The 22,454-nt window shown below is 61.0% G+C and carries 19 protein-coding genes; 6 read left to right on the top strand and 13 right to left on the bottom strand.

The features are described 5' to 3' along the window. On the bottom strand, positions 1–1,179 hold the full coding sequence (locus J5J83_RS20865) for a glycosyltransferase (protein ID WP_212351939.1): 1,179 nt from the start codon (positions 1,177–1,179) through the stop codon (positions 1–3). 142 nt (positions 1,180–1,321) lie between these two features. Beyond that, positions 1,322–2,014, bottom strand: a complete 693-nt coding sequence (locus J5J83_RS20860; RefSeq protein WP_212351937.1) for a tetratricopeptide repeat protein — start codon at positions 2,012–2,014, stop codon at positions 1,322–1,324. Between the two features lie 710 nt (positions 2,015–2,724). On the opposite strand from J5J83_RS20860, the gene J5J83_RS20855 reads away from it, so the two are divergent. Genes J5J83_RS20855 through J5J83_RS20830 form a run of 6 tightly spaced genes read left to right on the top strand, consistent with a single transcriptional unit; the run spans position 2,725 to position 8,325 of the window. Next, entirely contained in the window at positions 2,725–4,452 is a 1,728-nt protein-coding gene (locus tag J5J83_RS20855) for an ATP-grasp domain-containing protein (RefSeq protein WP_212351935.1), read from the top strand. A gap of 30 nt (positions 4,453–4,482) precedes the next feature. After that, positions 4,483–5,472, top strand: a complete 990-nt coding sequence (locus J5J83_RS20850; RefSeq protein ID WP_212351934.1) for a glycosyltransferase — start codon at positions 4,483–4,485, stop codon at positions 5,470–5,472. Between the two features lie 44 nt (positions 5,473–5,516). Next, the gene (locus tag J5J83_RS20845) at positions 5,517–6,296 is read left to right on the top strand and encodes a hypothetical protein (protein ID WP_212351933.1); all 780 of its coding nucleotides are present in this window, start codon (positions 5,517–5,519) and stop codon (positions 6,294–6,296) included. Between the two features lie 53 nt (positions 6,297–6,349). Further along, positions 6,350–6,595, top strand: a complete 246-nt coding sequence (locus J5J83_RS20840) for a phosphopantetheine-binding protein (RefSeq protein ID WP_212351932.1) — start codon at positions 6,350–6,352, stop codon at positions 6,593–6,595. Between the two features lie 9 nt (positions 6,596–6,604). Continuing rightward, entirely contained in the window at positions 6,605–7,432 is an 828-nt protein-coding gene (locus J5J83_RS20835) for a hydrolase 2, exosortase A system-associated (protein ID WP_212351931.1), read from the top strand. Further along, positions 7,429–8,325 carry a hydrolase 1, exosortase A system-associated gene (locus J5J83_RS20830; protein ID WP_212351930.1) on the top strand — a complete coding sequence of 299 codons (897 nt, stop codon included), beginning with the start codon at positions 7,429–7,431 and terminating at the stop codon, positions 8,323–8,325. The genes J5J83_RS20835 and J5J83_RS20830 overlap by 4 nt, the downstream gene beginning before the upstream one ends. A 19-nt stretch (positions 8,326–8,344) precedes the next feature. Here the strand turns inward: J5J83_RS20830 and J5J83_RS20825 are convergent, their stop codons facing one another. The 11 genes from J5J83_RS20825 to J5J83_RS20775 are packed head-to-tail and all read right to left on the bottom strand — an operon-like array spanning position 8,345 to position 22,443. Further along, positions 8,345–9,298 carry a polysaccharide deacetylase family protein gene (locus J5J83_RS20825; RefSeq protein WP_212351929.1) on the bottom strand — a complete coding sequence of 318 codons (954 nt, stop codon included), beginning with the start codon at positions 9,296–9,298 and terminating at the stop codon, positions 8,345–8,347. Continuing rightward, the gene (locus J5J83_RS20820; protein ID WP_212351928.1) at positions 9,292–10,647 is read right to left on the bottom strand and encodes a putative O-glycosylation ligase, exosortase A system-associated; all 1,356 of its coding nucleotides are present in this window, start codon (positions 10,645–10,647) and stop codon (positions 9,292–9,294) included. The genes J5J83_RS20825 and J5J83_RS20820 overlap by 7 nt, the downstream gene beginning before the upstream one ends. A gap of 6 nt (positions 10,648–10,653) precedes the next feature. Continuing rightward, positions 10,654–12,051: an AMP-binding protein gene (locus J5J83_RS20815; protein ID WP_212353530.1), complete on the bottom strand. Its 1,398-nt coding sequence runs from the start codon at positions 12,049–12,051 to the stop codon at positions 10,654–10,656. Then, entirely contained in the window at positions 12,051–13,181 is a 1,131-nt protein-coding gene (locus J5J83_RS20810; RefSeq protein ID WP_212351925.1) for a glycosyltransferase family 4 protein, read from the bottom strand. The genes J5J83_RS20815 and J5J83_RS20810 overlap by 1 nt, the downstream gene beginning before the upstream one ends. Next, positions 13,178–14,383, bottom strand: coding sequence for a TIGR04063 family PEP-CTERM/XrtA system glycosyltransferase (locus J5J83_RS20805; protein WP_212351923.1), 1,206 nt, complete (start codon positions 14,381–14,383; stop codon positions 13,178–13,180). Before J5J83_RS20805 ends, J5J83_RS20810 begins: the two co-directional genes overlap by 4 nt. 40 nt (positions 14,384–14,423) lie before the next feature. Then, on the bottom strand, positions 14,424–15,398 hold the full coding sequence (locus tag J5J83_RS20800; protein WP_212351921.1) for a hypothetical protein: 975 nt from the start codon (positions 15,396–15,398) through the stop codon (positions 14,424–14,426). Positions 15,399–15,400: 2 nt separating this feature from the next. Further along, positions 15,401–17,341 carry an XrtA/PEP-CTERM system amidotransferase gene (locus J5J83_RS20795; protein WP_212351919.1) on the bottom strand — a complete coding sequence of 647 codons (1,941 nt, stop codon included), beginning with the start codon at positions 17,339–17,341 and terminating at the stop codon, positions 15,401–15,403. Between the two features lie 56 nt (positions 17,342–17,397). Beyond that, positions 17,398–18,585, bottom strand: a complete 1,188-nt coding sequence (locus J5J83_RS20790; RefSeq protein ID WP_212351917.1) for a TIGR03088 family PEP-CTERM/XrtA system glycosyltransferase — start codon at positions 18,583–18,585, stop codon at positions 17,398–17,400. Further along, positions 18,582–20,135, bottom strand: coding sequence for an exosortase A (xrtA, locus tag J5J83_RS20785; protein ID WP_212351915.1), 1,554 nt, complete (start codon positions 20,133–20,135; stop codon positions 18,582–18,584). The genes J5J83_RS20790 and xrtA overlap by 4 nt, the downstream gene beginning before the upstream one ends. After that, positions 20,122–21,387, bottom strand: a complete 1,266-nt coding sequence (locus tag J5J83_RS20780) for a TIGR03087 family PEP-CTERM/XrtA system glycosyltransferase (protein WP_212351913.1) — start codon at positions 21,385–21,387, stop codon at positions 20,122–20,124. Before J5J83_RS20780 ends, xrtA begins: the two co-directional genes overlap by 14 nt. A 6-nt stretch (positions 21,388–21,393) precedes the next feature. Beyond that, on the bottom strand, positions 21,394–22,443 hold the full coding sequence (locus J5J83_RS20775) for a FemAB family XrtA/PEP-CTERM system-associated protein (protein WP_212351912.1): 1,050 nt from the start codon (positions 22,441–22,443) through the stop codon (positions 21,394–21,396). Between the last annotated feature and the right edge of the window lie 11 nt (positions 22,444–22,454).

Below are 22,454 nucleotides of genomic sequence, written 5' to 3'. Positions count from 1 at the left end.
TCACGCAGCGATTTCTCCCCTGGATCGATCGCAGCCCGTGACCTGCAGCCTGAGGAGCAATCTGTCGAACTCGGCTTGAAACCGCGCGGCGCAGAAAACATCGAGAACCTGACGCCTCCCCTCCTGCGCGAGCGATGATCCGAGCTCGGCCGCCTTGAGCACCTCGATGCAGCGCACGGCAAACTCCTGCGCAGAATCTGCAACCAGCAGATGCTTTCCATGCTGAAGCCAGGGCTGGAAAGGCGCTTGCGCAAATGCGCTGGACACGCAAGGTTTGCCATGCACAAGCGCCTCGAGCAGCTTGATGTTCGTCCCGCCACCGTACTGGACCGGCACGATTACCGCAGACGCCGACGCATAGGTTGCCGCGAGATCGTCGACGAAACCAGGCGCAGAAACACCGTCACTGCGCGCCCATTCCGCACGCCTGTCGGGGTGTGCCGCACCAACGATGGTCAAGCGGGCATCCGGCAGCCCGGCTCTGACGATAGGCCACACCTTATCGAGAAACCATCGGATTCCATCACGATTGGGGCCGTACCACATGGACCCCACAAACAGCAACGAGTGGCGCGCGGCAACCGTCCGAGCGCTGGTCGTCAACGCGAAGGACTGAACAATGTTGGGACATACGACGCTAACCGATGAGGGCACGCTCGCGTGGTCTCGCTGCGAAACGAAGACGAACCCGTCAAATCGGACGAGCTGCCGGCGAGCCAGCGATTCCTGCACTCGACGCTGCAGGAGCGTTCTCCACAATCCCGCACTCGCGAGCGCATGGCGGCTGAAACGATAACTGAAATCATCCAGATCCACGATACTGCGTACGGATTTCGGCAAATCAAGCTGACACAGACTCCACAGGTATCGCCCGACGATCAGACCGTAACTCTCAAGCGGCACGGGCAGGAGGGCGACCGCGCGCGCAGTAAGCTCGGCGTCCGGCCTGTACGTGCGCCAACCGGCAGCCTTGCGAGAAGATCGCACATACACGATGTTGCCATGCTGATTATCGCGTTCTGCGTCGGGGCTATCCTCATCACGACTGACGACGAGCACATCCGTCGGCCCATGGGCGCATAGCGCATCATAGAAGAGGCGCGTGCGTTGTTGAGCCCCGGACGCTTCACTGAATGGAGACTGAGGGGCGACGAGCAGGAAGCGATCAGTTGATGTCATTGGATCTCACGCATGCATGCCGGGATAAGGTGCGAAGCGAGCGGACGAAGGCAGCCTGGCGCCATGCGGGCGCGGTGTTCGCAACGACGGGACGACACATGGCTGCTCAACCTTCCTGGTGCCACACCTGACGAAGGTCGCATCATTCCTTCGTGCCCGGCGCGGTCTGACTTACGCGCGGTGCGGGATCGCGCCACTTCCCGGCACGCTTCAACATGTTCTTAAGCCCGGGCAATGCGAAGCCCATCCCATAGGCTTTGTGCGCGTGTGCGAGCGCGTCCTCGAAACGGCCCAGGCGAAAATAGGCCAGCCCGAGGTTGTACTGCAGGTTTGGATCCGCACTTTCCAGGCGCTCTGCCGCTTCGAGCTTTTCGACCGCACCCTTCTCGTCACCCTTATTCATCAAGTAAATGCCGCTGAGCATCTTCACCACATAGTCATCGGGACGAAAAACCTCAGCCCGGGTGAGGAAACACTTAACGGTGTGACTCGCGCCCATAGGCAGTTCCCGCTTCTCACGCTCGCCCAGGCGAATCATCGACAGCAACGCACGATGATGATTGGGAAATGCGCGCAACGTATAGCTGATGTCAGCCCCCACGGCCCCCGTCTGCCCGCCGGCCAGCGACTCTGTCTGGGCATTGAAGTGGTACTGCTCGACGACCCCCAGTTGCGCTTTTGCAGTCCGGTAGTCGAAAGGGCCGTAATTGTTATGAAAGTTTCCACATTCGTATGGCAACTCCTGCGCCAGCGCCACGCCTTGAATGGACAACAGTCCCACCGCAACCAGAACGAGTTTCAGCCAAATCCGGCAGCCCGCCTTACCATTGATCATGCATGAGCCCTCCTGCGTAGATGCCCCGATCGACAAGCATCCGCTGCGCGCCGGGGGCCGAAAGAAGTTTCGACCATCATTGGCACGCTCGTTGTAGCAGAAAACGCGTTCTCCGCGAAAACCCGACCATTTTGCCATCGAGCCATGGTTATGCCGAAACACAAAATCACGTTCGATCATTTCGCCGGCCGTGCATCGATGGCAATCAAGGCCGTATTGGCTTAAGGGTACGGGAAAAGACCACCTCGGGCGGCAAAAAACACGGCGCAAAAAATCAGTCGATAGAGCGAAATACTCGAAAATGCTGGATTCCGCTACGAACAAGACTGACAATCCGCCGTTATAGTAACGGCGAAGCGCCGTCCGCAATCCGGCGCAGGCGGGTGCGCGGAGGATGTCGTGATCGGATGAAGCGCGACATCCCGTGCTTCGGAACGCCGCGGCGAACGGGTGCATGCCACCGTCGCGGTCCCCAGGCCCGCGCACCTTGATGTTGTTCGGTGCCTCCGCGACGAATGCCGCTGGCGAAAGCAGTGCCCTACTCGGCATCAATGGAGCCATACGCGCGGACATCGGGCAGACGCCACAGCGATGCGGGCGCGACATGAAGGCGTCACAAACGAATGCGTAGATTCAGGATTAGGCGAGTTGTCCCACAACGGGTGTGGGGCAGCGGGAACGAGAATGTGCCCGCCATACAGGAATAACTCATGACCGCAGCTCATGCGACACGCCGAGTACTGGTACTCGACGGTGATTTGCCGCCGGCACTGACCATTGCCCGCTCCCTTCGCAGGATGGGCGTCACCGTCGACATCGCGAGCCACGAAACGAAACCCATTGCCGGCTATTCACGGGCCGTCGATGAGAAGTATCGCTACCCGAGCCCTCTTGAAAACGAAGAAGAATTCATCAATTGGGTCGGCGCCCGCCTGACGGATGCCCGCTTCGACCTGATCATCCCCGTGACCGAGCGCACCGTGACGCCGCTGCTCAAGCACCGACAGCGCATTCGCGACGAGCGTCTTGCCATGGCAGGAAGTGATGCCCTCGCGGTAGTGCTCGACAAGGCACGAACAGGGGAGCTCGCAGCGCAACTGAACATTCCGCTTCCTGCCAGTCGGCTGGTGACGAGCATTGACGAAGCGACGGCTGCGGGCGAAGAGCTTGGTTATCCGGTGGTCATCAAGCCGGTCAGTTCGGTTGCCGGTCGCGGCGCAGGCAACGTTCAACTATCGGTCAGCTATGCGCTGAACGCTCGAGAGCTCGAGTCGCGGGTGCGGGATGCACTTCGCTACGGAGACGCACTGCTGCAGGAGCGCTTCGAAGGCGATGGCGTTGGCATTGAGCTGATCGCCGATCATGGCAGGATTGTCTACGCCTTCCAGCACCTCAGACTGCACGAGGTGCCGCTCACCGGTGGCGGAAGCAGCCTGCGCGCCAGCGTAGCCGTCGAACCTGCGCTGCTGGACGCTGCCAGTCGCCTCATGACCGCACTGGACTGGCATGGTGTCGCAATGGTCGAATTCAAGCGCAATGCGGCCACCGGCGAGTTCCGCCTCATGGAAATCAACGGCCGCTTCTGGGGCTCTCTCCCGCTCGCAGTCCATGCGGGAGCGGATTTTCCCGCCATGCTCTATGAACTCATGGTCGAAGGCCGCGTCGCCCCACGGCCGGCCTATCGCAATGGCATCAAGGTCCGCAATCTGTCCCGCGACGTGTTCTGGCATGAACTCGTACTGCGAAAGGACGCGCCCGCGGGTCTGGTAGCCATTCCCTCGGGGCGCCAGGTCGTATCGGATCTTGCACTCGTGTTTCGCCCGGAGCACCGCTTCGACGTGCAAAGCTGGCGCGACCCACTCCCTGGACTGATCGATATGGGTCGCATCGCCGCGTCGTATTACCACAGGCTCGCCGGCATCTTCAAGGAACGCCGGGAAAGAGCGAAGGCACATGCGCAATGGCAGGGCGGAGCGGTAGCAAAGGCGCTCGCCGATGCCAACAACATCCTGTTCCTGTGTTACGGCAACATCAATAGAAGCGCAGTCGCCGAGCGCTACGCCTCGACCGTACTGAAGAATGGTCCGCATGTCACCTCGGCTGGCTTCCACCACGAAAGCGGTCGCCCCGCCGATCCGATCATGACGGAAGTCGCAGCGGCACGGGGGGTCGACATGCTATATTGGTCGTCGAGGTCGCTCGATGCGGATATGGTCGCTCACGCCGATGCGATCTTCGTGATGGAGTTGCAGCACCGGGATCGCGTTCTGGATGCGTTCCCCGAGGCCCGCAACAAGGTGTTTCTGCTCGGCATGGGACGTGACGCGTCCGAGATTGCCGATCCCTACGGCCTGCCGAGAGCAGACTACGAGCGCAGCCTCAATCAGGTGCTCAGAGGCGTGGATGAGGTTGCGGCAATGATTGGATCACGACACTGAACACTGCCATTTGCGCAAGTACTCGAACCTATGTCATCAAGCGTCTCCGTATCCGTCATCATCCCGTCACGCAATCGCCCAACCCTGCTGCGCAAGGCGATTCAGTCCGTACTGGAACAGTCGCATCGGGAGACTGAGATTCTGGTCGTAAATGACGGTTCCGACGGCCCCAACCTCGCTGCATACCAATCCCTTGCGGCAGAATTGAAGAGCCGGGTGCTGATGCTCGACCTGGAAGCGACGGAGCGCGGCCACGGGCAGAGCTACGCGATCAACCGCGGGGTCGAACGTGCGCAAGGGGAATTTGTCACCTTTCTCGACGACGACGACTTCTGGACCGACCCGGAACATCTCGCCCGCGCCTCGAGGGCACTGTGCGCAGCAGACAGCAGCATCGATCTCTACTACACCAACCAGGCGGCTTACCTCGGTGATGAGCAAGTCAAGGGGCCACTGTGGCTCGAAGAACTTGAGCACATCGTAAAGACGACGCACAGGCCGGATGGCGAAGGCGTCTACGATGTGAGCGTCGAAGACCTGATGCGCTGCAACGGCTTTCAGCACCTCAATACATCAGTCGTCCGGCGCACGCTTTACCTTGATATTGGCGGCATGGACGAAAATATCCGCTATGAGTGCGACTGGGACTTCTACCTGCGCTGCATCGATGTCGCGCGCGGCATCCGGTATTTCCCCGGAATGACATCGCACCATAACGCACCGGATCCGAGCAAGACACTGAACATGTCGACCGTGGTCACGGTCCTGCAGAAGTTGCTGTTTCGCTCCTACGTCATGGACAAGGCGGTGCTGTTTTCGAAATCGCCCGCCATCCGCAAGGCTGCTACCCGCAACAAGGGCTACACGCTCAAGCGGATCACGGAAAAACTGGTGTCTGACGGAAACTACGAGTTGGCCGCAGTGTATGCTCGCGAATCGCTTTCGACCGGCTTGAGTCCCAAGTGGCTGCTCTATTGCGGCTACCTCGGGCTACGTGCGCTGGCCCAGCCAAGAGCCTGAGCGCGGATGGGCGTGAATATGAATGTACTAGATACGAGGTATCAATGATTGTCATTGGTCTGGGCTCCGGGCGTACCGGTACCGCATCACTATCGCGTTTATTCAACAGCCAGCGCGACGCCGTCTGTTTTCACGAACTCAACCCCACTGGTTGCGTCTTCGAGGGCAACCCGCAGCCCGTCCTGAACACGATCGCCGAGTTCAACCGGATCATCGCGGGCGGACCCAAGGCACGCCTGGCCATCGACTACGCCAGGCCGGCATCGGTCGCGACCTACGAAGCCTTGCAGAAGCGTGACAAGATCAGGCTGATGGGCGATATCGCCTACTACTACTTGAAATACGTCGACGACATTCTCGAACAGGACCCGAACGTCCGCTTCGTCTGCATCAAGCGCGACCGTACCGAGACTGTGGATAGCTGGCTCGAGAAATCGTCGATCAATCGCTGGACCTCGTTGCAGATTGCCGACCGGCTCAAGTCGATGATCGTCCGTGTCCCCTACCATGAATCCAAGAATTTCTGGCAGGCGCACGACGGCACCCGTTATCAGCCAGATCCGGTGTGGGACAAGACATTTCCCAAGTTCGAAGCCGACTCGAAACGCGAAGCCATCGAAAAATACTGGGACTACTACTATGATGAAGCCGCTCGCCTCGAGGCCCGGTTACCGGAGAACTTTCGCATCTTCGACATCAGCGAAATGAGCAACCCGGACGGACAGCGCCGAATCCTCGCGTTTGTCGGCGTTCCCGCTGACGAGATGGTCGTAAAGGACGCGTTTCATGAACACAAGAGCGGACGAACGACCAAGGCGTCATAGCACACATACTGAATTGAACCCCACTACTCACTACTACCAATAGGAAAGAGTCAATGACCGCGCTGGAAATTGCCTGCGACCTGCTGAACCATTGCCTGCAACTCGGTGACCGCGCCGCCACGCTAACTGCAGATACCCCCTTGATGGGAAACTTCCCCGAGTTCAACTCGATGACGGTCGTTGCACTGATCACCAGCATTGAGGAACAACTTGGCTGCGAGGTCGCTGACGACGAAATCAGTGGGGAAATCTTCGAGACCGTCGGCACACTCGCGACCTTCATCGAATCCAAGCGCTGATACTGGCTCATGAAGACTGAAACCAGGCCAGTCTTTATCGATGGCAGCCAGGGCCGGCTGTTCGGGCTGTACTTCCCCGCGACGGTGCCGGCGCGCGGTGCATTTCTTTACCTGCCCCCGTTTGCCGAGGAAATGAACCGCTGCCGTGCGCTTGCATCGGCCCAGGCTCGCTCGTTTGCCCGCATAGGTTATTCCTGTCTGCTGCTCGACCCATTCGGGACCGGAGAAAGTCATGGTGAGCTCGAGGCTGCCTCCTGGGACCTGTGGGCGACCGATGCGGGAATCGCTGCGGATTGGCTCGCCCGCGAAAGCGGTCTCTGCGTTTCCCTGTGGGGAATGCGCTTGGGCGGTCTGCTCGCGGGTTCAATGTTTGAGTCGGCGCCCTCACGCTATGGACGTCTGTTGCTATGGCAGCCCGTCGTCAATGGCAAGCAATTCCTGACGCAATACCTGAGGCTCAGGGTGGCCTGGTTGATGGAGCGTGGCCTGCCTGCCGAAACAACCGACCTGATCCGGGGCAGGATGGCTGAAGGCCAGGTGGTCGAGGTCGCCGGCTATCCGCTCGCGGGCCAACTTGCAGCCGGAATCGACGCCGCACGACTTTTCAGCGGCGAAAGCGCGATGCAGGCAAAGCGCATTGACTGGTTCGAAAACGTGACCAATGACAGCGGTGCGCTCTCGATCGCTGCCCGACAGGTGGTCTCGGCCCTCGAAGCACGTGGCGCGGTGGTGGGCAGCCATCCGTTCTCCGGCCCGCCATTGTGGCAGCTGCACGAGCGCGACGCCTTGCCGACGTTGATCAGCGCCACGACAGCCTTGTTCGGAGAATCATCTTGAGCAGTTCCGAAGTTCCGGTCACCTTCGAGTGCGAAGGTGAAACGCTGCTTGGCATCGTTCATGTCCCCGATGGGCTCCCCGCCGCGTCGCGCGGTGTCCTGGCGATGCCGGCGGGTGGGCCTCAGTATCGTGGAGGATGTTGCAGGCAGCTGCTCTTTCTCGGTCGGCGCCTGGCAGCAGCGGGCACGCCCGTCATGCGGTTCGACTACCGGGGAATCGGAGACGGCTCGGGTGACTTTGTGGGCTTTACCGACACCGAAGCCGATATCCGCGCCGCAATCGACACGTTCAGGGCGACGGTACCCGGGCTATCCGAAATCGTGCTCTGGGGCGGCTGCGACGCGGCCTCAGCCAGCATGATCCACGCCTGGAAATTGCCCGGGGTGACTGGCCTGGCACTCGGAAATCCGTACGTACATACGGAGGAAACCGGCGAGCAGGCCATGGTGAAGCACTACTACCTGCAGCGGCTGCGCGAACCCGTATTCTGGAAAAAAGTCTTCTCGTTGCGCTTCAATCCACTCCCGGCGCTTGCCACCGTAGGCAGGGTACTGAAACGCAAACTGTCGCCGCGCACGCAGATAGCCGCCGTCGCGCCACGTGACGATGTCGATGGCCTGCCCTATCCACTGCGGATGCGGGTCGGTATGGAGCGCTTCAACGGGCACATGCTGATGCTGATGAGCGGCCGCAGCATCGTGAGCAAGGAGTTCGACGAGCTGGTCGCGGCGGAGCCCGCATGGTCAAGCGCGCTGAACCAGTGCAAGAGCTTCACCCGTCACGATCTGCCCGAAGCCGACCAGGCATTTTCGACCATCGCCGCGCGGGACGAAGTGATCGATATCGCTCGCGACTGGTTGCAGGGGCTACCTCCTCCCCGCGACGCCGACTAGGCGCCGACCATCACAATCGTCATGGCGATGGAGAGGCAAGGTTTCGCACCAGACGTGCGCCATAGCGCCACCTGCCTTCGTCCCAGGGCGTAAAGCGCCTGAGCTGGAACGGGTCGGACGTCCTGTCACTCGCGCCCCAGGCAGTCGACACCGCCGCATCGAAACCCATCGACCTGACCATGTCGACATGTTCGGGCAGGTAGTCGGCACCCGGCTTTCCATTGGGATAGGCGAAGAGGCCAACCCGCTCGCCCAGGAGGCCTTCGAGCGCGTCCCGGCTGGTGGCGATTTCGCGCCGCGCATCTTCTGAAGCCAATCGCGCAAGGATGGGATGACTGACCGTATGCGCACCGACCCCCATTCCAGCGCCGAGGAGCTCCCGTAACTGACCGCTGGTGAGCATCAGATCACCGGGCAGCGTGGCCCCACATGAGGCTTCCACCCGTGCAACGGCATCGGCTCTGGCCGGACCCGGCAGATGCTTGATGGCAGGGATCAGCCGGTGAATCGCTGCTGACTTCTGCCCTGTCCCCTGCAGCGGCATCACCCCCGCACCCAACCATTCGGCATCGAGCTCTGCAACCGTGGCATTGCGCACCGATTCGATGATCGTATCGTTCCACATGCGTCCGCCATCGAGATAACCGCTGGCGATGAAGAAGGTCGCATGCAAGCCATGACGCCGCAGGATGGGGGTGGCATACAGCAGGTTATCCGCATAGCCGTCGTCAAACGTGATCGCCGCTGCGCGCCGAGGCAACTCGCCGCGAGCCAGCCGTCCGACGGCCTCGTGCAACGGCAACACGTTGAACCAGCTGGAAATCCAACCCATTGCGCGATCGAAACGCACGGTATCCATCTCTGCCGGGAACAGCGGGTCCGGCTGCGGCAAGACGCGGTGAAAGATGAAGATACTCAGTCGTGCGTGCTCGCCCGATCCGCTCAACGCACCTATTGCACTGCGGATCAACATGATGAACGGGTACCGTCGGTGCGCACCGTCGTGCCACGAGAGCCCTGCTTGAGGCTCGTATCGCGAGCCAGCTGCGCAGCCTGAAGTTCCTTTCTGACGAGCAGCTCGGTCGATACAAGCGCAACCATGAGGTAGAAGGGCATGTCCCAGTAGGCGAGGCTGAGAAAAGCGCCGCCGACCGCAAACCCGACCATGCTCACCTTGGCCATGGAGGCGAGCTGTCCCGCCCATTCGAGCTCGACGCGCCCTTTGGTCAGACTGACGATCCTCCCCGCGGTCGAATAGGTGAAAAACCAGAAGAGCAGGTAGAGGAAGAGTCCAAAATAGCCGTGCTCGCCCAGGATCTGAAAATAGATGCTGTGTGCCACCAGGACGATCGACGGATTTGGTGCGTACAACCCGAACACATACGGCGTTGCGGTCACCAGGCCAGCGCCGAAGAACCGGTCATTGGCAATGTTGACAGCCATGTGCCACGCATTGATCCGCCCCATTGCCGACGCATCCTGATCATAGGTCTGGATGGTCGACATTCTCGACATCCACTCGTCGGGCATGAACAGGATCAGCGCCGGCGACACGAGAAGCAGAACAATACCGATCGACAGCTTGGCCTTGCTCCGCCACCACATCATCACCGCCATGGCAGCAATTGCCAGAAACGCGCCACGGGATTGACTGCCAAGCGCCGATACGGCGCACAGAAACATGGACGCCAGCAACCCCCTTCTGACCCATTTCTCGGGCAATTTTTCGATGCGTGGATGCCCCGTCAGATTTCCGGCCTGTTGCATCATGAAGTACATCATCGGAATGCAGATGATCAGGGCGACAGCAAGCTCATTGTTTCCATTGACAAGGCTGTTCGGCGGTCCCCAGACGTGAAAGGCCCCCGCCGTGCGGATCGTGAAGATCCCGCCCTTGATGCCGAAATAGCCAATCGACATAACCGACACCCAGACCAGGCCGAGAATCTCCTCCCGCGTTCTGACGACAGACGCGACCACCAAGGTCATGCCCAGCACTTTCAGCACGTCGATATATTTCTCCAGACTGGCTTCGACATGCAACGCGGTCAGGCTCGTAATGCCCATCCAGGCAATCAGGCACAGCAGCACGACGACCGCGTTGCTCTTGGGCCAGCGCACATCCTTTGGCGCGAAGAACATCGCCAATACGGTCACCGCAACCGATGCAAGCGCAAATGGAAACGACCCGGCGAACCCCCAGCCGAGCTGATGCGGATTCATCAATCCGATCCACACCCAGAGCAGTGCGCCGTAATATGGCCGTTTGAGCGCAGCGAATGCGCCAAAACAGAAGATTGCGGTAACGAGTATGTCTCTCAAGACTTTCTACCTGTCTGCTGCTGCGCAACCGCGTTCCTGATGCCCATGCGCGCCGGATCCGACATGGCTCACGATATAGCGGAACTTGCCTGAACGCTCTGCCGGAATCCGCTCGACGCGATCCACATCGACACGGACGGCGGCCCCAAGTCGACGTCGAAGACCGCCAACGATCTGGTCCTCATCCTGCGACGAGAAATCTGCACCCGCCACGATCTGCACACGCGTGTGCTCGACCGACTCCTGAATGACCTTGAACGCCTTGACCGCAGGAATATCGCGCAAGATATAAATGAGGGACAGACCATGGAGCACGGTACCGTCCATCGCCACGACAAAGTCGGTACTGCGCCCCTGTATCTCGCTCAGGACAGGCAATCCGCGCCCACATGCGCAAGGCACGTCGGAAATGACACCTATATCTCCCGTCCGGTAGCGGATGAAAGGATAACCACGACTCGCCAGATGGGTGACGACAATTTCGCCGGATTCGCCAGCGGGCAGGACGCGCCCCTCAGGATCGACGATCTCGACCACGATGTCTTCCGCGGTAATGTGCATGCTGCCGGCCGGACACTGGTGCGCGATGAAACCCGCATCGCGACCACCGTAGCCATTGGCCACCGGACAGCCAAACACACGCTCGATCGTTTCGCGCTGATGGTCGTACAGACGCTCGGAGGTCACGAACACGACCTTGACGCCCAGATCGTCCACACGCACATCGTGCTTTTCCGCGCGTGCGGCAATATGGCTGATCGCCGACGGGTAGCCAAACAGCATCTTCGGGCGTGCGGCGCGAATACGCGCAATGAACTCATCCACCCGTGCGTCGGACATTTCGAACGCCGACAAGAGCTCGGTCCGCATGATCCTGTCCCGCAGCATGCGCACCTTGTCCTGCGTGCCCAACTCGATCGGTGATCCCCACACGACAACCTCACGGTCTCCGATATCGACGTCCCACCACCTCGTGGCCCGCCACTTCGCTGCAACATCGTGGGTGACGCGCTCGGTGCCGATGAAAAAGATCAGCGGTTCGCCGCTGGAGCCGCCCGTGTTCATGCGCGCGAGACCGACCGCATCGTCTGCCCGCATCTCGTCGCTGTGTTCGCGGATGATAGCCTTCGTCAAGAACGGCAGACCTTGAAGATCTTCAACGGAACGCACGCCTTCGGGGTTGAAACCAAGACCGGCAAACAGCTCCCTGTAGTACGGAACATGACTGCCAGCATCCCGCAACAAGCGCTTCAGGCGCTCCAGTTGCAAGGCATCGATGCGTTCTCGCGACCACCACTGGGATGACTCCATCTCGCGTCGCACGCGCACGGTATCGTGGTGTTTTACTTTCTCCTGCAGCGGAAAGAGAACATTCGCAACAAACCGGGTGTAGAGATCAGTCATCATTTTCCATTCGCTCGATTACCTGAGCCACCTCCGCCCGCGTGGGTGAGCGCCTCACGGTACACTGCCAGCCAGCGCCCCTTGACCTCGGGCCAAGCGTATTGCCGAACCGCCTCGAAGCCTGTGTCACGCAGGCTGCGCGAGAAACCACTGTCTGCCAGAACGCGCGCCATGGCAGTGGCCATTTCGTCGGGAGCGTCCGGTGACACAAGCACGGCGCTCCGTTCGTGTGTGACGATGAAGGGGATGCCTCCGACATCGGTGCTGACGACCGGCACACCGCTCGCAAGGGCTTCCAGTACCGAATTGGGCATGTTATCGACTCTGGACGCGTTGAGCATGAGATCTGCATCACGGTAGAGTTCAGCCATCTGATCGCGGTCGAGTCTGCCGGTAAACCGGACACACTCCGATAGACCCAACTCAACCGCGAGCGCCCTCAAAGCCTGCTCCTGGGGACCACTGCCGGCGATCGACAGCTGCGCCAGGGGACGCTGCTGCCGAAGGATGGCAAACGCGCGTATCGCCGTATCAATGCCATATAGCGTTTCGAGGTTGCGCGCGACCACGACATGGCCGCCACCGGCCGCCACAGTGCGCATCTGCGCAGCGTCGGCATGGAAGCGCGAGAGGTCGATGATGTTCGGAACCACGCAGCCCTTCATTCCGTACCCGGCAAAGACCTGCTTCAGGAACCCCGACGGGAACACCAGCGCGCTCGCCCGCCGCATGGAGGCGCCGACCCACTTGCACGAGCGGGCAAGAAACGGCCCTGCCTCGCCCCCACGGTAATTGACGATCACTGGCCGGCCTCGACACCACGACACCCAGATGGCCGGCGCGGCATACAGATGCCAGGACCAGCCCGAATTCGCCATTACATGCACGAGATCCACCCGCCCCGCCACGCGCCATAGACTCACGACGTAGGGCAGCAGCCGCGCAATGGCCCGGAACCCGCGAATCGAGCCGATCCACTGCGGTTGATAGGGCGCATTCACCTGTACGATCTCCACCCGGGCGCCCTCCGACACCAGCAACTCGGAAAGCTGGCGGGTCTGGTTGGCCATGCCCCCTGCAGGCGGCGGCAAGGGCCCGACCAGCGCGATCCTCAGTGCATCGAATCTCACGCCCGCCGCCCATGCACGAGACGCTTATAGACCGGGAGGTAATTTGCGACGCTGTTCTTCCAGTTGCGCACTTCTTCCACGAATCGTCTGCCGGCAGCCCGCATGGTTGGCCAGGTGCTGCGGTGGTCCAGCGTATCGCGAACGGTGGCGGCGAGTGCATCGACTGAACCAGCGGCAAACAGTCTTCCGGTGAGTCCGTCGCTGATCAACTCCCTGTGGCCGCCAACATCGGAGGCGACAAAAATCCTCCCCTGCGCCATGGCCTCCAGCGGCTTGAGCGGCGTGACAAGCTCGGTCAGTCGCATCGAGTGGCGCGGATAGACCAGCAAGTCGATCTGATCATAGTAGCGACTCACCTCGGCATGTGGCACCCGCCCGGTGAAAATGACCTTGTCAGCGATGCCCAAACGCTTCGCCTGCGCCTTGAGCCTGTCCTCCTGCGGGCCGCCACCGACGAGCAGGATGCGCAGTTCCGGGCGATCGGCCGCGACCCCCGGAAATGCCTCGAGCAGCAGGTCGAGTCCCTCGTAGGCGTAAAAGGAGCCGACGAAACCCAGCACGGTGGTGCCGGTCAGCCCAAGCTGAGCCCTCAGTGCAGCGTCAGGTTCGCCCGACAGGTGAAAGCCGTCGATGTCGACCGCGTTCGGAATCACTGTGATCCGGTCATCCGCAATACCGCGGGCGACGATGTCCGATCTCAGGCCTTCACAGATCGTAAAGGCATGATCGACCCGATGCAGCGCCCATGTTTCAAGCGCTCGCGTGGCACGATACCGGAGGCTGCCTTCCACGGTTGTACCGTGATCAACAGCCGCATCCTCCCAGAACGCGCGAATCTCATAGACAACCGGGACACCGAGACGCTTGCCGACACGAAGGGCCGGAATCGCATCGAGCACCGGAGAATGCGCATGCAGGACATCCGGCCGCAACTCGCGCACAAGCGCTTCGAGACGGGACGCCGTCGCCCGCATCTGGCGATACTCCGTCACCAGCGGCAGGCCTGCTGCGGGCACTGCGCTACGATGAAAGCGCAACCCGTCCACATCCTCGACGGCGTGCGCGGTCTGCCCCTGTTTTGGCGAAGTGAGGTGAAAGGTCTCCAAGCCAAGCGCTCGCTGCTCTCGCAGGATGGCGGCGGTCCTGAAGGTGTAGCCGCTGTGGAGCGGAATGGAATGATCGAGGATATGAAGAATGCGCATGGTCTCTGGTTACGGCGCCGACGCGCCGTATGGATTCGATTTATCCCGTGGTCTGGTCGCGCCTGCCGTCATTCGAATCGAAGACGCACAGCGGCGGTTCAAGCGACTGGCTCCAGTCCCTGGGCACACGCATGCGCTTGAGCGCACGCCGGACCAGCAACCGGGACTTCATCAATCCCGCCACCTCGTCCGGACGTGTCGCCACCCAATGTTCGACCATTTCCAGCGCGGTACGGGGCAACTCACTCAGCGATAGCTTGCGGTCGCGAAAGTGGCTCCGGAAAGCATTGTTCTCAAGTCTTCCCTGGTCTTGACGGAGTACACGCCGAAAGTGTTTGACGATGTCGCCTGGATGCCACCACTTAAGGGACCTGAATGCCCAACTGGCCTCGGGCACGACCCTTATTTGCCCCGGATCCCAGCGATTGGCCACCGAATCGAAACGGAAGCAGATGGCCGAACCAAGCAAGGAGTCAACACGATACAGCCCAAGCGGCAGACGGAATCCGGACTGCCGGATCGTCACCATCGCGGCCCGGCTCAATGCACAGAGGTTGCCGTGTATGCCACCGCCCTCGATCATCTCCCTTCTCAGCCTCGAAGCCGAACTGCCTACCGATGGCACGCCTGTTGCTGCCGACACCGCTGGCGAGTCGGTCAATGTCCGATCGATCAGACCAAGGGCCTGCGGAGCCACCTCGACATAGCCATCGATGAAGACCGTGGTTCTGGCATCGGGCCAGAGATGGTGGACATAGGTATTCCACGCATGCGCCTTGTCGCCCAGCGCGACATACCAGAACCGTGTTCGCACCTGCTCGCTGCGTGCATCGTCAGTCGTGGATACTTTCGCGCTCACCGCTTCGGCCAGCGCCCGGTTCCCGTTTATCACCACGTCGAGCACGCCGCCCAGCGGGGCCAGAGCGCACCTTGCGGCATCGATGGCAGCGAGCAGGACGTCAGGCGTCTCGCGAGAACTCAGGATCGCCGCGGCGACGGTCGGGCTGGATTGCATATTCACATGCATCCCTGCAAGCTCGCTTCCCCCGCCACGACACGCGGCGCGGCCAGCCCCTGACTACGCAGGAATGCTTCGAACATCATCAGCGTCCACAGGGAGGCACTGTAGTCGCGCGCACCCGACTGGTGTGCATCGACCAGGTGACGCAAGTAGCCCTGATTGAAGATACCGGTGGCGGCAAGGGTGTCGCCGAGCATGGCATCACGCACGCGCTGCTTGAGCGGCCCCCGGAACCAGCGTGCCAATGGCACCGAAAAGCCCATCTTCGGCCGGTACAGCACCTCATGCGGCAGCAACGGCTCCATCGACCTCTTGAACACGTACTTCCCTTCCTGCCCCTTGATCTTGAGCCCGGAAGGCAGCGTCGCAAGCCACTCGACGAGCGGGTGGTCCATCAAGGGTTCGCGGACCTCGAGCGAATGCGCCATGCTGGCACGATCCACCTTCGTGTTGATATCGCCGACGAGATAGGTCTTCAGGTCGATGTACTGAATCAGGGCGAGCGGATCGTCGGTCTGCGCAGCGTCAGCATGACGACGGAACACCTCCAGTGCATGATAACCGCCGAGTTTGCGCTGAAAGTCAGCCGAGAAAAGGCTGCGACGCATGTCGTCACGCAGGATGGAGACCGAGTGAAAGTAAGCTTGGACGGAATCGCGCGCGAGGGCCTGAAAGGTGGTCTTTGCGCGAAATACGCGCGGCGCCCAGTCAGCCTTGGGATACATTCGCCCCAGCAACCCGAATACCGGCTTGCGCACCCCGAACGGCATGGCGCCGCGCATCTTCTCTTCCATCATGTGCATGCGGTAGCGCCGATAGCCCCCCATGCTCTCGTCGCCGCCGTCACCGGACAGCGCCACCGTCACATGCTTGCGCGCAAGCTGGCACACGCGGTAAGTGGGGATGGCGGAACTGTCCGCATAGGGTTCATCGTAGAGACCGGCCAACGTATCGATCAGATCGAAATCGTCCGACTTGACGGTTTCCACATGATGATTTGTCCGGTAACGATCTGCGACCATCTGCGCAAAAGCCGATTCGTTGAACGCCGGATCGTCGAAAGCGATTGAGCAGGTATTGACCGGCATGTCGGAGAGGCCCGCCATGGTCGCCACCACCGCGCTCGAATCCACGCCGCCGGACAGGAATGCCCCCAGCGGCACTTCGGCGATCATGCGCAGGCGCACGGATTCGCGAATACGGTCGACCAGCTCGTGCCCCGCATCCTCAAGCGACAGCGGATTGTCCAGCGAAAAGCGCACATCCCAGTAGAGTCGCGGTGCGGGAATCGGGTGCCCCCTGCGGACGCACAAGCACTCTGCCGGCTGCAACTTGCGCGCACCCGCAAAGATGGTGCGCGGCTCGGCCACGTAACCAAGAGCGAAGTACTCCTCCACCGCAAGCGGGTCGATCGTACGATCCAGACCAGGATGTTGCGTCAGGACCTTGAGCTCGGAACCAAAGATGAGCGTGCCATCGGCCAGGAAAGCGTAGTGGAGCGGCTTCACTCCGAGACGGTCACGCGCCATGAAAAGGGTCTGCTGATTGCGATCCCACAGCGCGAATGCAAACATGCCCCGGAAGCGCTGCACGCAGTCCTCGCCCCACGCCTCCCAAGCATGGACGATCACCTCCGTATCGCTGCGGGTGTGAAAAACGTGGCCAAGCGCCTCCAGTTCGGGGACGAGTTCCTGATAATTGTAGATCTCACCGTTGAACACGACGCAAACCGAGCCATCCTCGTTGAACAGCGGCTGCTGTCCCGTCGACAGGTCGATGATCGACAGGCGACGATGCCCGAAGGCCAGCCCCGGCTCCAGGTAAAGATCACCTTCGTCGGGACCACGGTGAAACTGGATATCGTTCAGACGCTGCATCAGCGCGCGATCGAAATCGCGCTTGCCACGAGTGTCGAACATTCCGGCAATTCCGCACATGTTTGCTTATTCCTTTGCGCGCGCCTGATCGCACGGCGCTTGAAACAGGAGTCGATTCATCGCACCACACCCGCCTCTGGCTCGACCGCCCTGACACCGTGCGCGGCCAGCAAGCCGGCGTAGAGCTCATGATACGCAGCCACCATGGACTGAATGCTGAATCGTGAAACGGCGCGTTCTCGTGACGCGATTCCGTGCGCACGAATCTGCGCCGGGCGTTCGACGTAGTCGATGATTGCCTGCGCAAGCGCTTCGCTGTCGTTGGCCGGCACCAACGCCCCGTTGTCCGCGGGCACTACCAGCTCTCCACAACCGCCGACATCGGTCGCAATCACCGGCAAACCGCTCGCCATCGCCTCAAGGATCGTATTGGAGATGCCTTCAGCACGCGAGGGCAGAACGAACAGATCCATCGCCCGCATGACGTTCGGGATATCGTCTCTGGCGCCGGCGAACCACACGTGAGCCTCCAGTCCCGTTCGGGTGACTTCTGCCACGAGTTGCGCTCGCAATGGGCCGTCTCCGACGATCATCAGCCGCAAGCGAGGCGATAGTTGCGGCGCACGCTGCAGCACACGCGCAAATGCGTGGACGAGATTTGCCTGATCTTTGACCGCCTGAAGCCTTCCGACCGTTCCCAGCACAATCAGACCCGACATATTGAAGGGAGAGCCCTCGAGCATGCTCCGCCCGTCTCTACCCGGGTGAAACCTCGCCGTGTCTACACCATTGCAGATTCGCGTAATACGCGATGCCTGCACCCCCACGCCGTCACGCAGGTAGTCCTCCAGCTGACCCGAAAGTGCGACGTAACAACTGACGAAAGGGCGATAGAGACGGCGAATCAGTCTGTACTTGAAGCGCTTTCCATCCGGGTCGGAAACGTCCCAGCCATGCTCGCCATGAAGGCGAATCGGCACGCCTGCAAGCCAGGCGGGCACGACGGCCTCCAGCGCCGCGAGGTTGCGCGTGTGAACGATGGTCGGCTGGAGCTCGGAAATCAGCGAATGAAGTTTTGCATACAGTTTCACGCCATGCCCGGGCGGCTTGTCAAGGTCGAAGAATTCGACCTTACTCGACGCAATACGATCGCAGAATGCGGTGTCGCATTTGGTCATCGCTACCACGACGTGTCGAAAACACTCAGAATCCAGATGATTGATGAGATTCACGACACCGTTTTCGAGCCCCCCGACGTCAAAGCGATAGACGACGTGCATGATGAGCGGTTTCGCGACACTCATCGCCGGCCCTCGCCCTGCGCACGCATGGTCGCGGCCCGAATGCTCTCAGCGTGGTCTGCAATGAACGCCCGAAGCCGGTCCACACCCGATTCGTCCGTATCCGGCGTGGAGAGCACGAACACCATCGAAGTATCGGACTGGCCAAGAAGGCGCATCAGCGCGAGCCGCGCCTTGACTTCCCATTCACGCGTCATCACACGCCCATTCACGACATACCACCTGATCACCGAGAAGCGCCCCGCCGTATTGATCAATACGTAGTCCACTGTACCGAGCGCCGTCTCCAGCGCCTCGCTCGGGATAGTCTTGGCCCCCGTCCCGCCCTCGGGCCGCAGGCCATTGCCAAAGGTCACCATTTCGGCACCTTGCCCCTGCTCCGCGTACAGCGCGGAGAAGAGGAACACTGGGGGCTGTGCCAGTGTCCGAGAGGCATACACGGATTCGGCCATGCCGCGATACCCGACATACGACGGACGATATTCCGGCGTGGCGCCTGCGACGATCATCCAGTTCGACGCCGCGACGGGCGGCGTGTAGGCCACCTCAAACTGCGCCGAAGGCGGTGAGATGCGATGTGCGGCGAGCGGAAATGCGGCCAGGACCAACGCCAGCGGCAGCGCAACCGACCAGCGCGCCTTTTGTTGGGGGTTGGCAGGCTTGATCGGGGCGCTCAGGTCGGCGGGCTCATCCATCCACCGCCGCCCACTGGCAAAGAGCAGAAGGATAACGACGCCAAAGAAGACCCAGCCATAGATCAGATGATCCACCCCGGTTGCGAGCTTGTTGCCCGACAGGTATCCCAGCATCACGATGAGATAGGCTCTGACCCAATTGGCAAGGATCGGAACGACGAGCGCCGCGCACATGAAGAGCAAGCGTTTGCGCGCGCTGCGATAGCTCAAGTAGGCATACAGCGAACCAACGAAGATCGAGGCAATCAGGTAGCGAATGCCGCTGCAGGCCTCGACGACCGACCAGCGTCCGTTTGGTACGATGAACTGCAGGCCTTCCTGGTAAACGGGCACGCCGCTCAGCCTGAGTGCAGACACCGTAAACCTGGCCGTCAGATCCATCATTTCCGGCAGGAGGAAATCCCCGATGGGCACGCCAAACAGAAGAAATACCAACGGGAAGGCGAGAGCGACGGTCAGCTGCGTGCCCAACAGGCTTGCGATACTACCGAGCAGCATGATCCCAAGCCCGGCGTGAGTGGCCGCAGACACCGCGGCAGCGTCTCCCGCGATCCACAGCAGCCCCCCAAGCAGCACCACGCCGATGAAGCGGATCTCCGGCAAGGGCGGCAACAACGCGATGCGTTCCCGCAAACGCCATACCAGCCACCCGAATACGGGCAGCACGACCAGACCATGCGCGAACGTCTCGGACATCCACCACAAGCTGGCAATCTCGGCTGCCGTGGACCAGTACCAGCCGACGCACCAGGCAAACACGACGAGCAATACGAAGACGACGCGCCTGAACGGTCCGCCAGGCTCACTCACGACGAAGGTCCCGCTCGTGTCGGCATTGGCATACTCATGGGTACTCATGGTGCCGGGTGTTCTCCAGTGCCCTGTCAGAGGGGGGGTGATCAGCGCCACCGGGTGCGATCAAGGTGTCGAGTACATCGAGGTGCGCACCCCAGCTATGGCAATCCAGTATCTTTCTCCGTGCGGCGACACCCATTTTGCGGCGCAGCACATCGTTCTCGAAAAGCCGGAAGATACCGGAAATCAGACCATCCGCACCGTGCGCGACCTCACAGTCAACGCCGAACACGGCGTCCAACCCCGCCGCCGATGCTTCTGACACAACCACCGGCTTCGCCATCGCCATGGCTTCCAGGACCTTGTTCTGGATCCCCCGCGCGATGCGCAGTGGCACCACTACAATGTCGGCGTGCGCGAGGTAGGGCCGCACATCGGCTACGGTTCCGGTCACCCGTACATCCTTCGCCGCAAGCGCCTGCACCGCCGGGGTCGGGTTCATGCCGACGATCCAGAAGCACACGTCGGGATACCGCTCACGAATCCGGGGTAGCAGCTCGGCCGCAAACCAGGTGACGGCATCGATGTTTGGCCAGTAATCCATTGCTCCGGTAAACAGCAGTACCCGCCCCCCCTCTTCATACGGGTTGGGATGCCCCTCGGGCGAGAAGAATTCCGCATCGACACCGTTCCGCATCACGCCCACACGACTTCCGACCTCGGGCGCAGCCGCCTTGAAAAGCGCCGCTTCGGCCTCCGTCACGAACAGACTGGCATTACTGGCAAGCGCCGCAGCGCGCTCGAACGCAAGCAACTTCGCCTCTTCCCGCCGATACAACCAGGACATTGGCCACATGCGGTCTGCCGCGTACTGTCCCCATTTCGCCGAGTCCAGATCGCAGAAATCGACGATCGTGGTACGGAGCCCGGAAGGCTTCAGGTACTGGGCCATCGGCCCGGAAAATGCGACTGCGGCCTGGATGTGCTCACGGGAAACGACCGACTCCACCCATTGCGCCAGCCCCCTGTTCCGATAGTAGGGCAGACTCAATGCCTCGCCGGTCAACAAGCCTCGCAAGCTCGCCAAACGAGCCCACCTGGGGTCGAGTTCGACGACATGGACTTCCTCACACCATTCTCCCAAGCGCTCGACATACTGTCGATCATCGGGATGATCGACGAAGGTGCCCAGAAAGACCCGATGCCTTTGCGCCAGGCGACGAAGGATATTGTGCGAACGAACCTTGTCACCCTTGTTGGGCGGAAAGGGGATCCGATGGACCAGATAGAGCAGCGGGGTTCGATCATCTGCCACCGGCGATCACCCCAGGTTGCGCACGATATGCGGTCCGACGGCATTTGCCACCCCTACGGGTAGACGCTTCCAGAGCGCGATGAAGAGCCGGTATTTCGGGTTCATCGGGTTGTTCTGAGGCACGCTGTCGCGTTTGTAGAGTCGGTATTCGTACGACAGGGTCTGCGGCTCGAACCCCCAGTTCTTCTTGAAGCTGTATGGTCCGGTGCCCACCTTGCTCCGACCGTAGTCGAATACCTTGCAGCCGCGCTCGCACGCGCGCCGCATCAGCTCCCAGTACTTGAAGTCGTTGGCTGCCAGATCGCGCGCGGCGAGATCGTCCCCTGCATAGTAGGGAAGGACCTCGTCACGAAAGTAGAAACTGAGCACACTGGACAGGACCTTGCCCTGCGCATCCGTGACCGTGAGCACCTCACAGTCCTCGCCAAAGGTGTCCTTCAGGCATTCGAAGAAACGCAGGGGCAGCGCCGGCGTACCGTGGCGCAGGACATTGTCCGCGTACACGGCGAAAAAGCGGCCGACATCGCGGTCGATGTGGCTCAACAGACCGTTCTTGATCCCCTTGCGCACCATCGCACGCTGCTTGCGCGGGATGGCAAGCATGTTGTCATCGACCTCCGGCAGGATGGGCTTGCGGAATGTCACATACAACGTCTGCCGCGGCCAGTCCGCGTGGCGGGTGCTCAGATTGCGGTATTCGAGGTGCTGCACACCCAGCTCGCGCGCGAGGCGGTCAGCTTCTGCCTCGAGCGCCGCGAGCACCTCGACCTCCGATTCCGCATCCGCGGCGACACCGCCATAGACACAAAAGGGCAAGGAGGTCAGGGCATGGCCGAACAGGCGACTCTTGACCTCAGCCAGCGGCAACACACCCACGATCTCCCCCAAACGCTCCGCGTAAAGAAAGAACGTGCGGTGCCGGAAAATCTGCTCCGTGATGGCTTGCCAAGCAGCCAGATGAAAGAAGGTGCCCTGAGGACATGCCCTCACGAACGCATCCCAACGCGGAATATCGGCCGGTGAAAGCTTCTTGACGACAATGGGGAGACGATCCATAGCAGTGATTG

This window comes from Azoarcus sp. L1K30 (assembly GCF_018122735.1).
Classification (GTDB): Bacteria; Pseudomonadota; Gammaproteobacteria; order Burkholderiales; family Rhodocyclaceae; genus Parazoarcus.
The sequence above is the reverse complement of the archived record's forward strand: the minus strand, read 5'-3'. Positions and strand labels throughout refer to the sequence as shown.

Bases quoted from the DNA above. Each gene is read 5' to 3' on its own strand.
- J5J83_RS20865 (WP_212351939.1), bottom strand. From the start codon at position 1,179: ATGACATCAACTGATCGCTTCCTGCTCGTCGCCCCTCAGTCTCCATTC.
- J5J83_RS20860 (WP_212351937.1), bottom strand. From the start codon at position 2,014: ATGATCAATGGTAAGGCGGGCTGCCGGATTTGGCTGAAACTCGTTCTG.
- J5J83_RS20855 (WP_212351935.1), top strand. From the start codon at position 2,725: ATGACCGCAGCTCATGCGACACGCCGAGTACTGGTACTCGACGGTGAT.
- J5J83_RS20850 (WP_212351934.1), top strand. From the start codon at position 4,483: ATGTCATCAAGCGTCTCCGTATCCGTCATCATCCCGTCACGCAATCGC.
- J5J83_RS20845 (WP_212351933.1), top strand. From the start codon at position 5,517: ATGATTGTCATTGGTCTGGGCTCCGGGCGTACCGGTACCGCATCACTA.
- J5J83_RS20840 (WP_212351932.1), top strand. From the start codon at position 6,350: ATGACCGCGCTGGAAATTGCCTGCGACCTGCTGAACCATTGCCTGCAA.
- J5J83_RS20835 (WP_212351931.1), top strand. From the start codon at position 6,605: ATGAAGACTGAAACCAGGCCAGTCTTTATCGATGGCAGCCAGGGCCGG.
- J5J83_RS20825 (WP_212351929.1), bottom strand. From the start codon at position 9,298: ATGTTGATCCGCAGTGCAATAGGTGCGTTGAGCGGATCGGGCGAGCAC.
- J5J83_RS20815 (WP_212353530.1), bottom strand. From the start codon at position 12,051: ATGACTGATCTCTACACCCGGTTTGTTGCGAATGTTCTCTTTCCGCTG.
- J5J83_RS20805 (WP_212351923.1), bottom strand. From the start codon at position 14,383: ATGCGCATTCTTCATATCCTCGATCATTCCATTCCGCTCCACAGCGGC.
- J5J83_RS20800 (WP_212351921.1), bottom strand. From the start codon at position 15,398: ATGCAATCCAGCCCGACCGTCGCCGCGGCGATCCTGAGTTCTCGCGAG.
- J5J83_RS20795 (WP_212351919.1), bottom strand. From the start codon at position 17,341: ATGTGCGGAATTGCCGGAATGTTCGACACTCGTGGCAAGCGCGATTTC.
- J5J83_RS20790 (WP_212351917.1), bottom strand. From the start codon at position 18,585: ATGAGTGTCGCGAAACCGCTCATCATGCACGTCGTCTATCGCTTTGAC.
- xrtA (WP_212351915.1), bottom strand. From the start codon at position 20,135: ATGAGTACCCATGAGTATGCCAATGCCGACACGAGCGGGACCTTCGTC.
- J5J83_RS20775 (WP_212351912.1), bottom strand. From the start codon at position 22,443: ATGGATCGTCTCCCCATTGTCGTCAAGAAGCTTTCACCGGCCGATATT.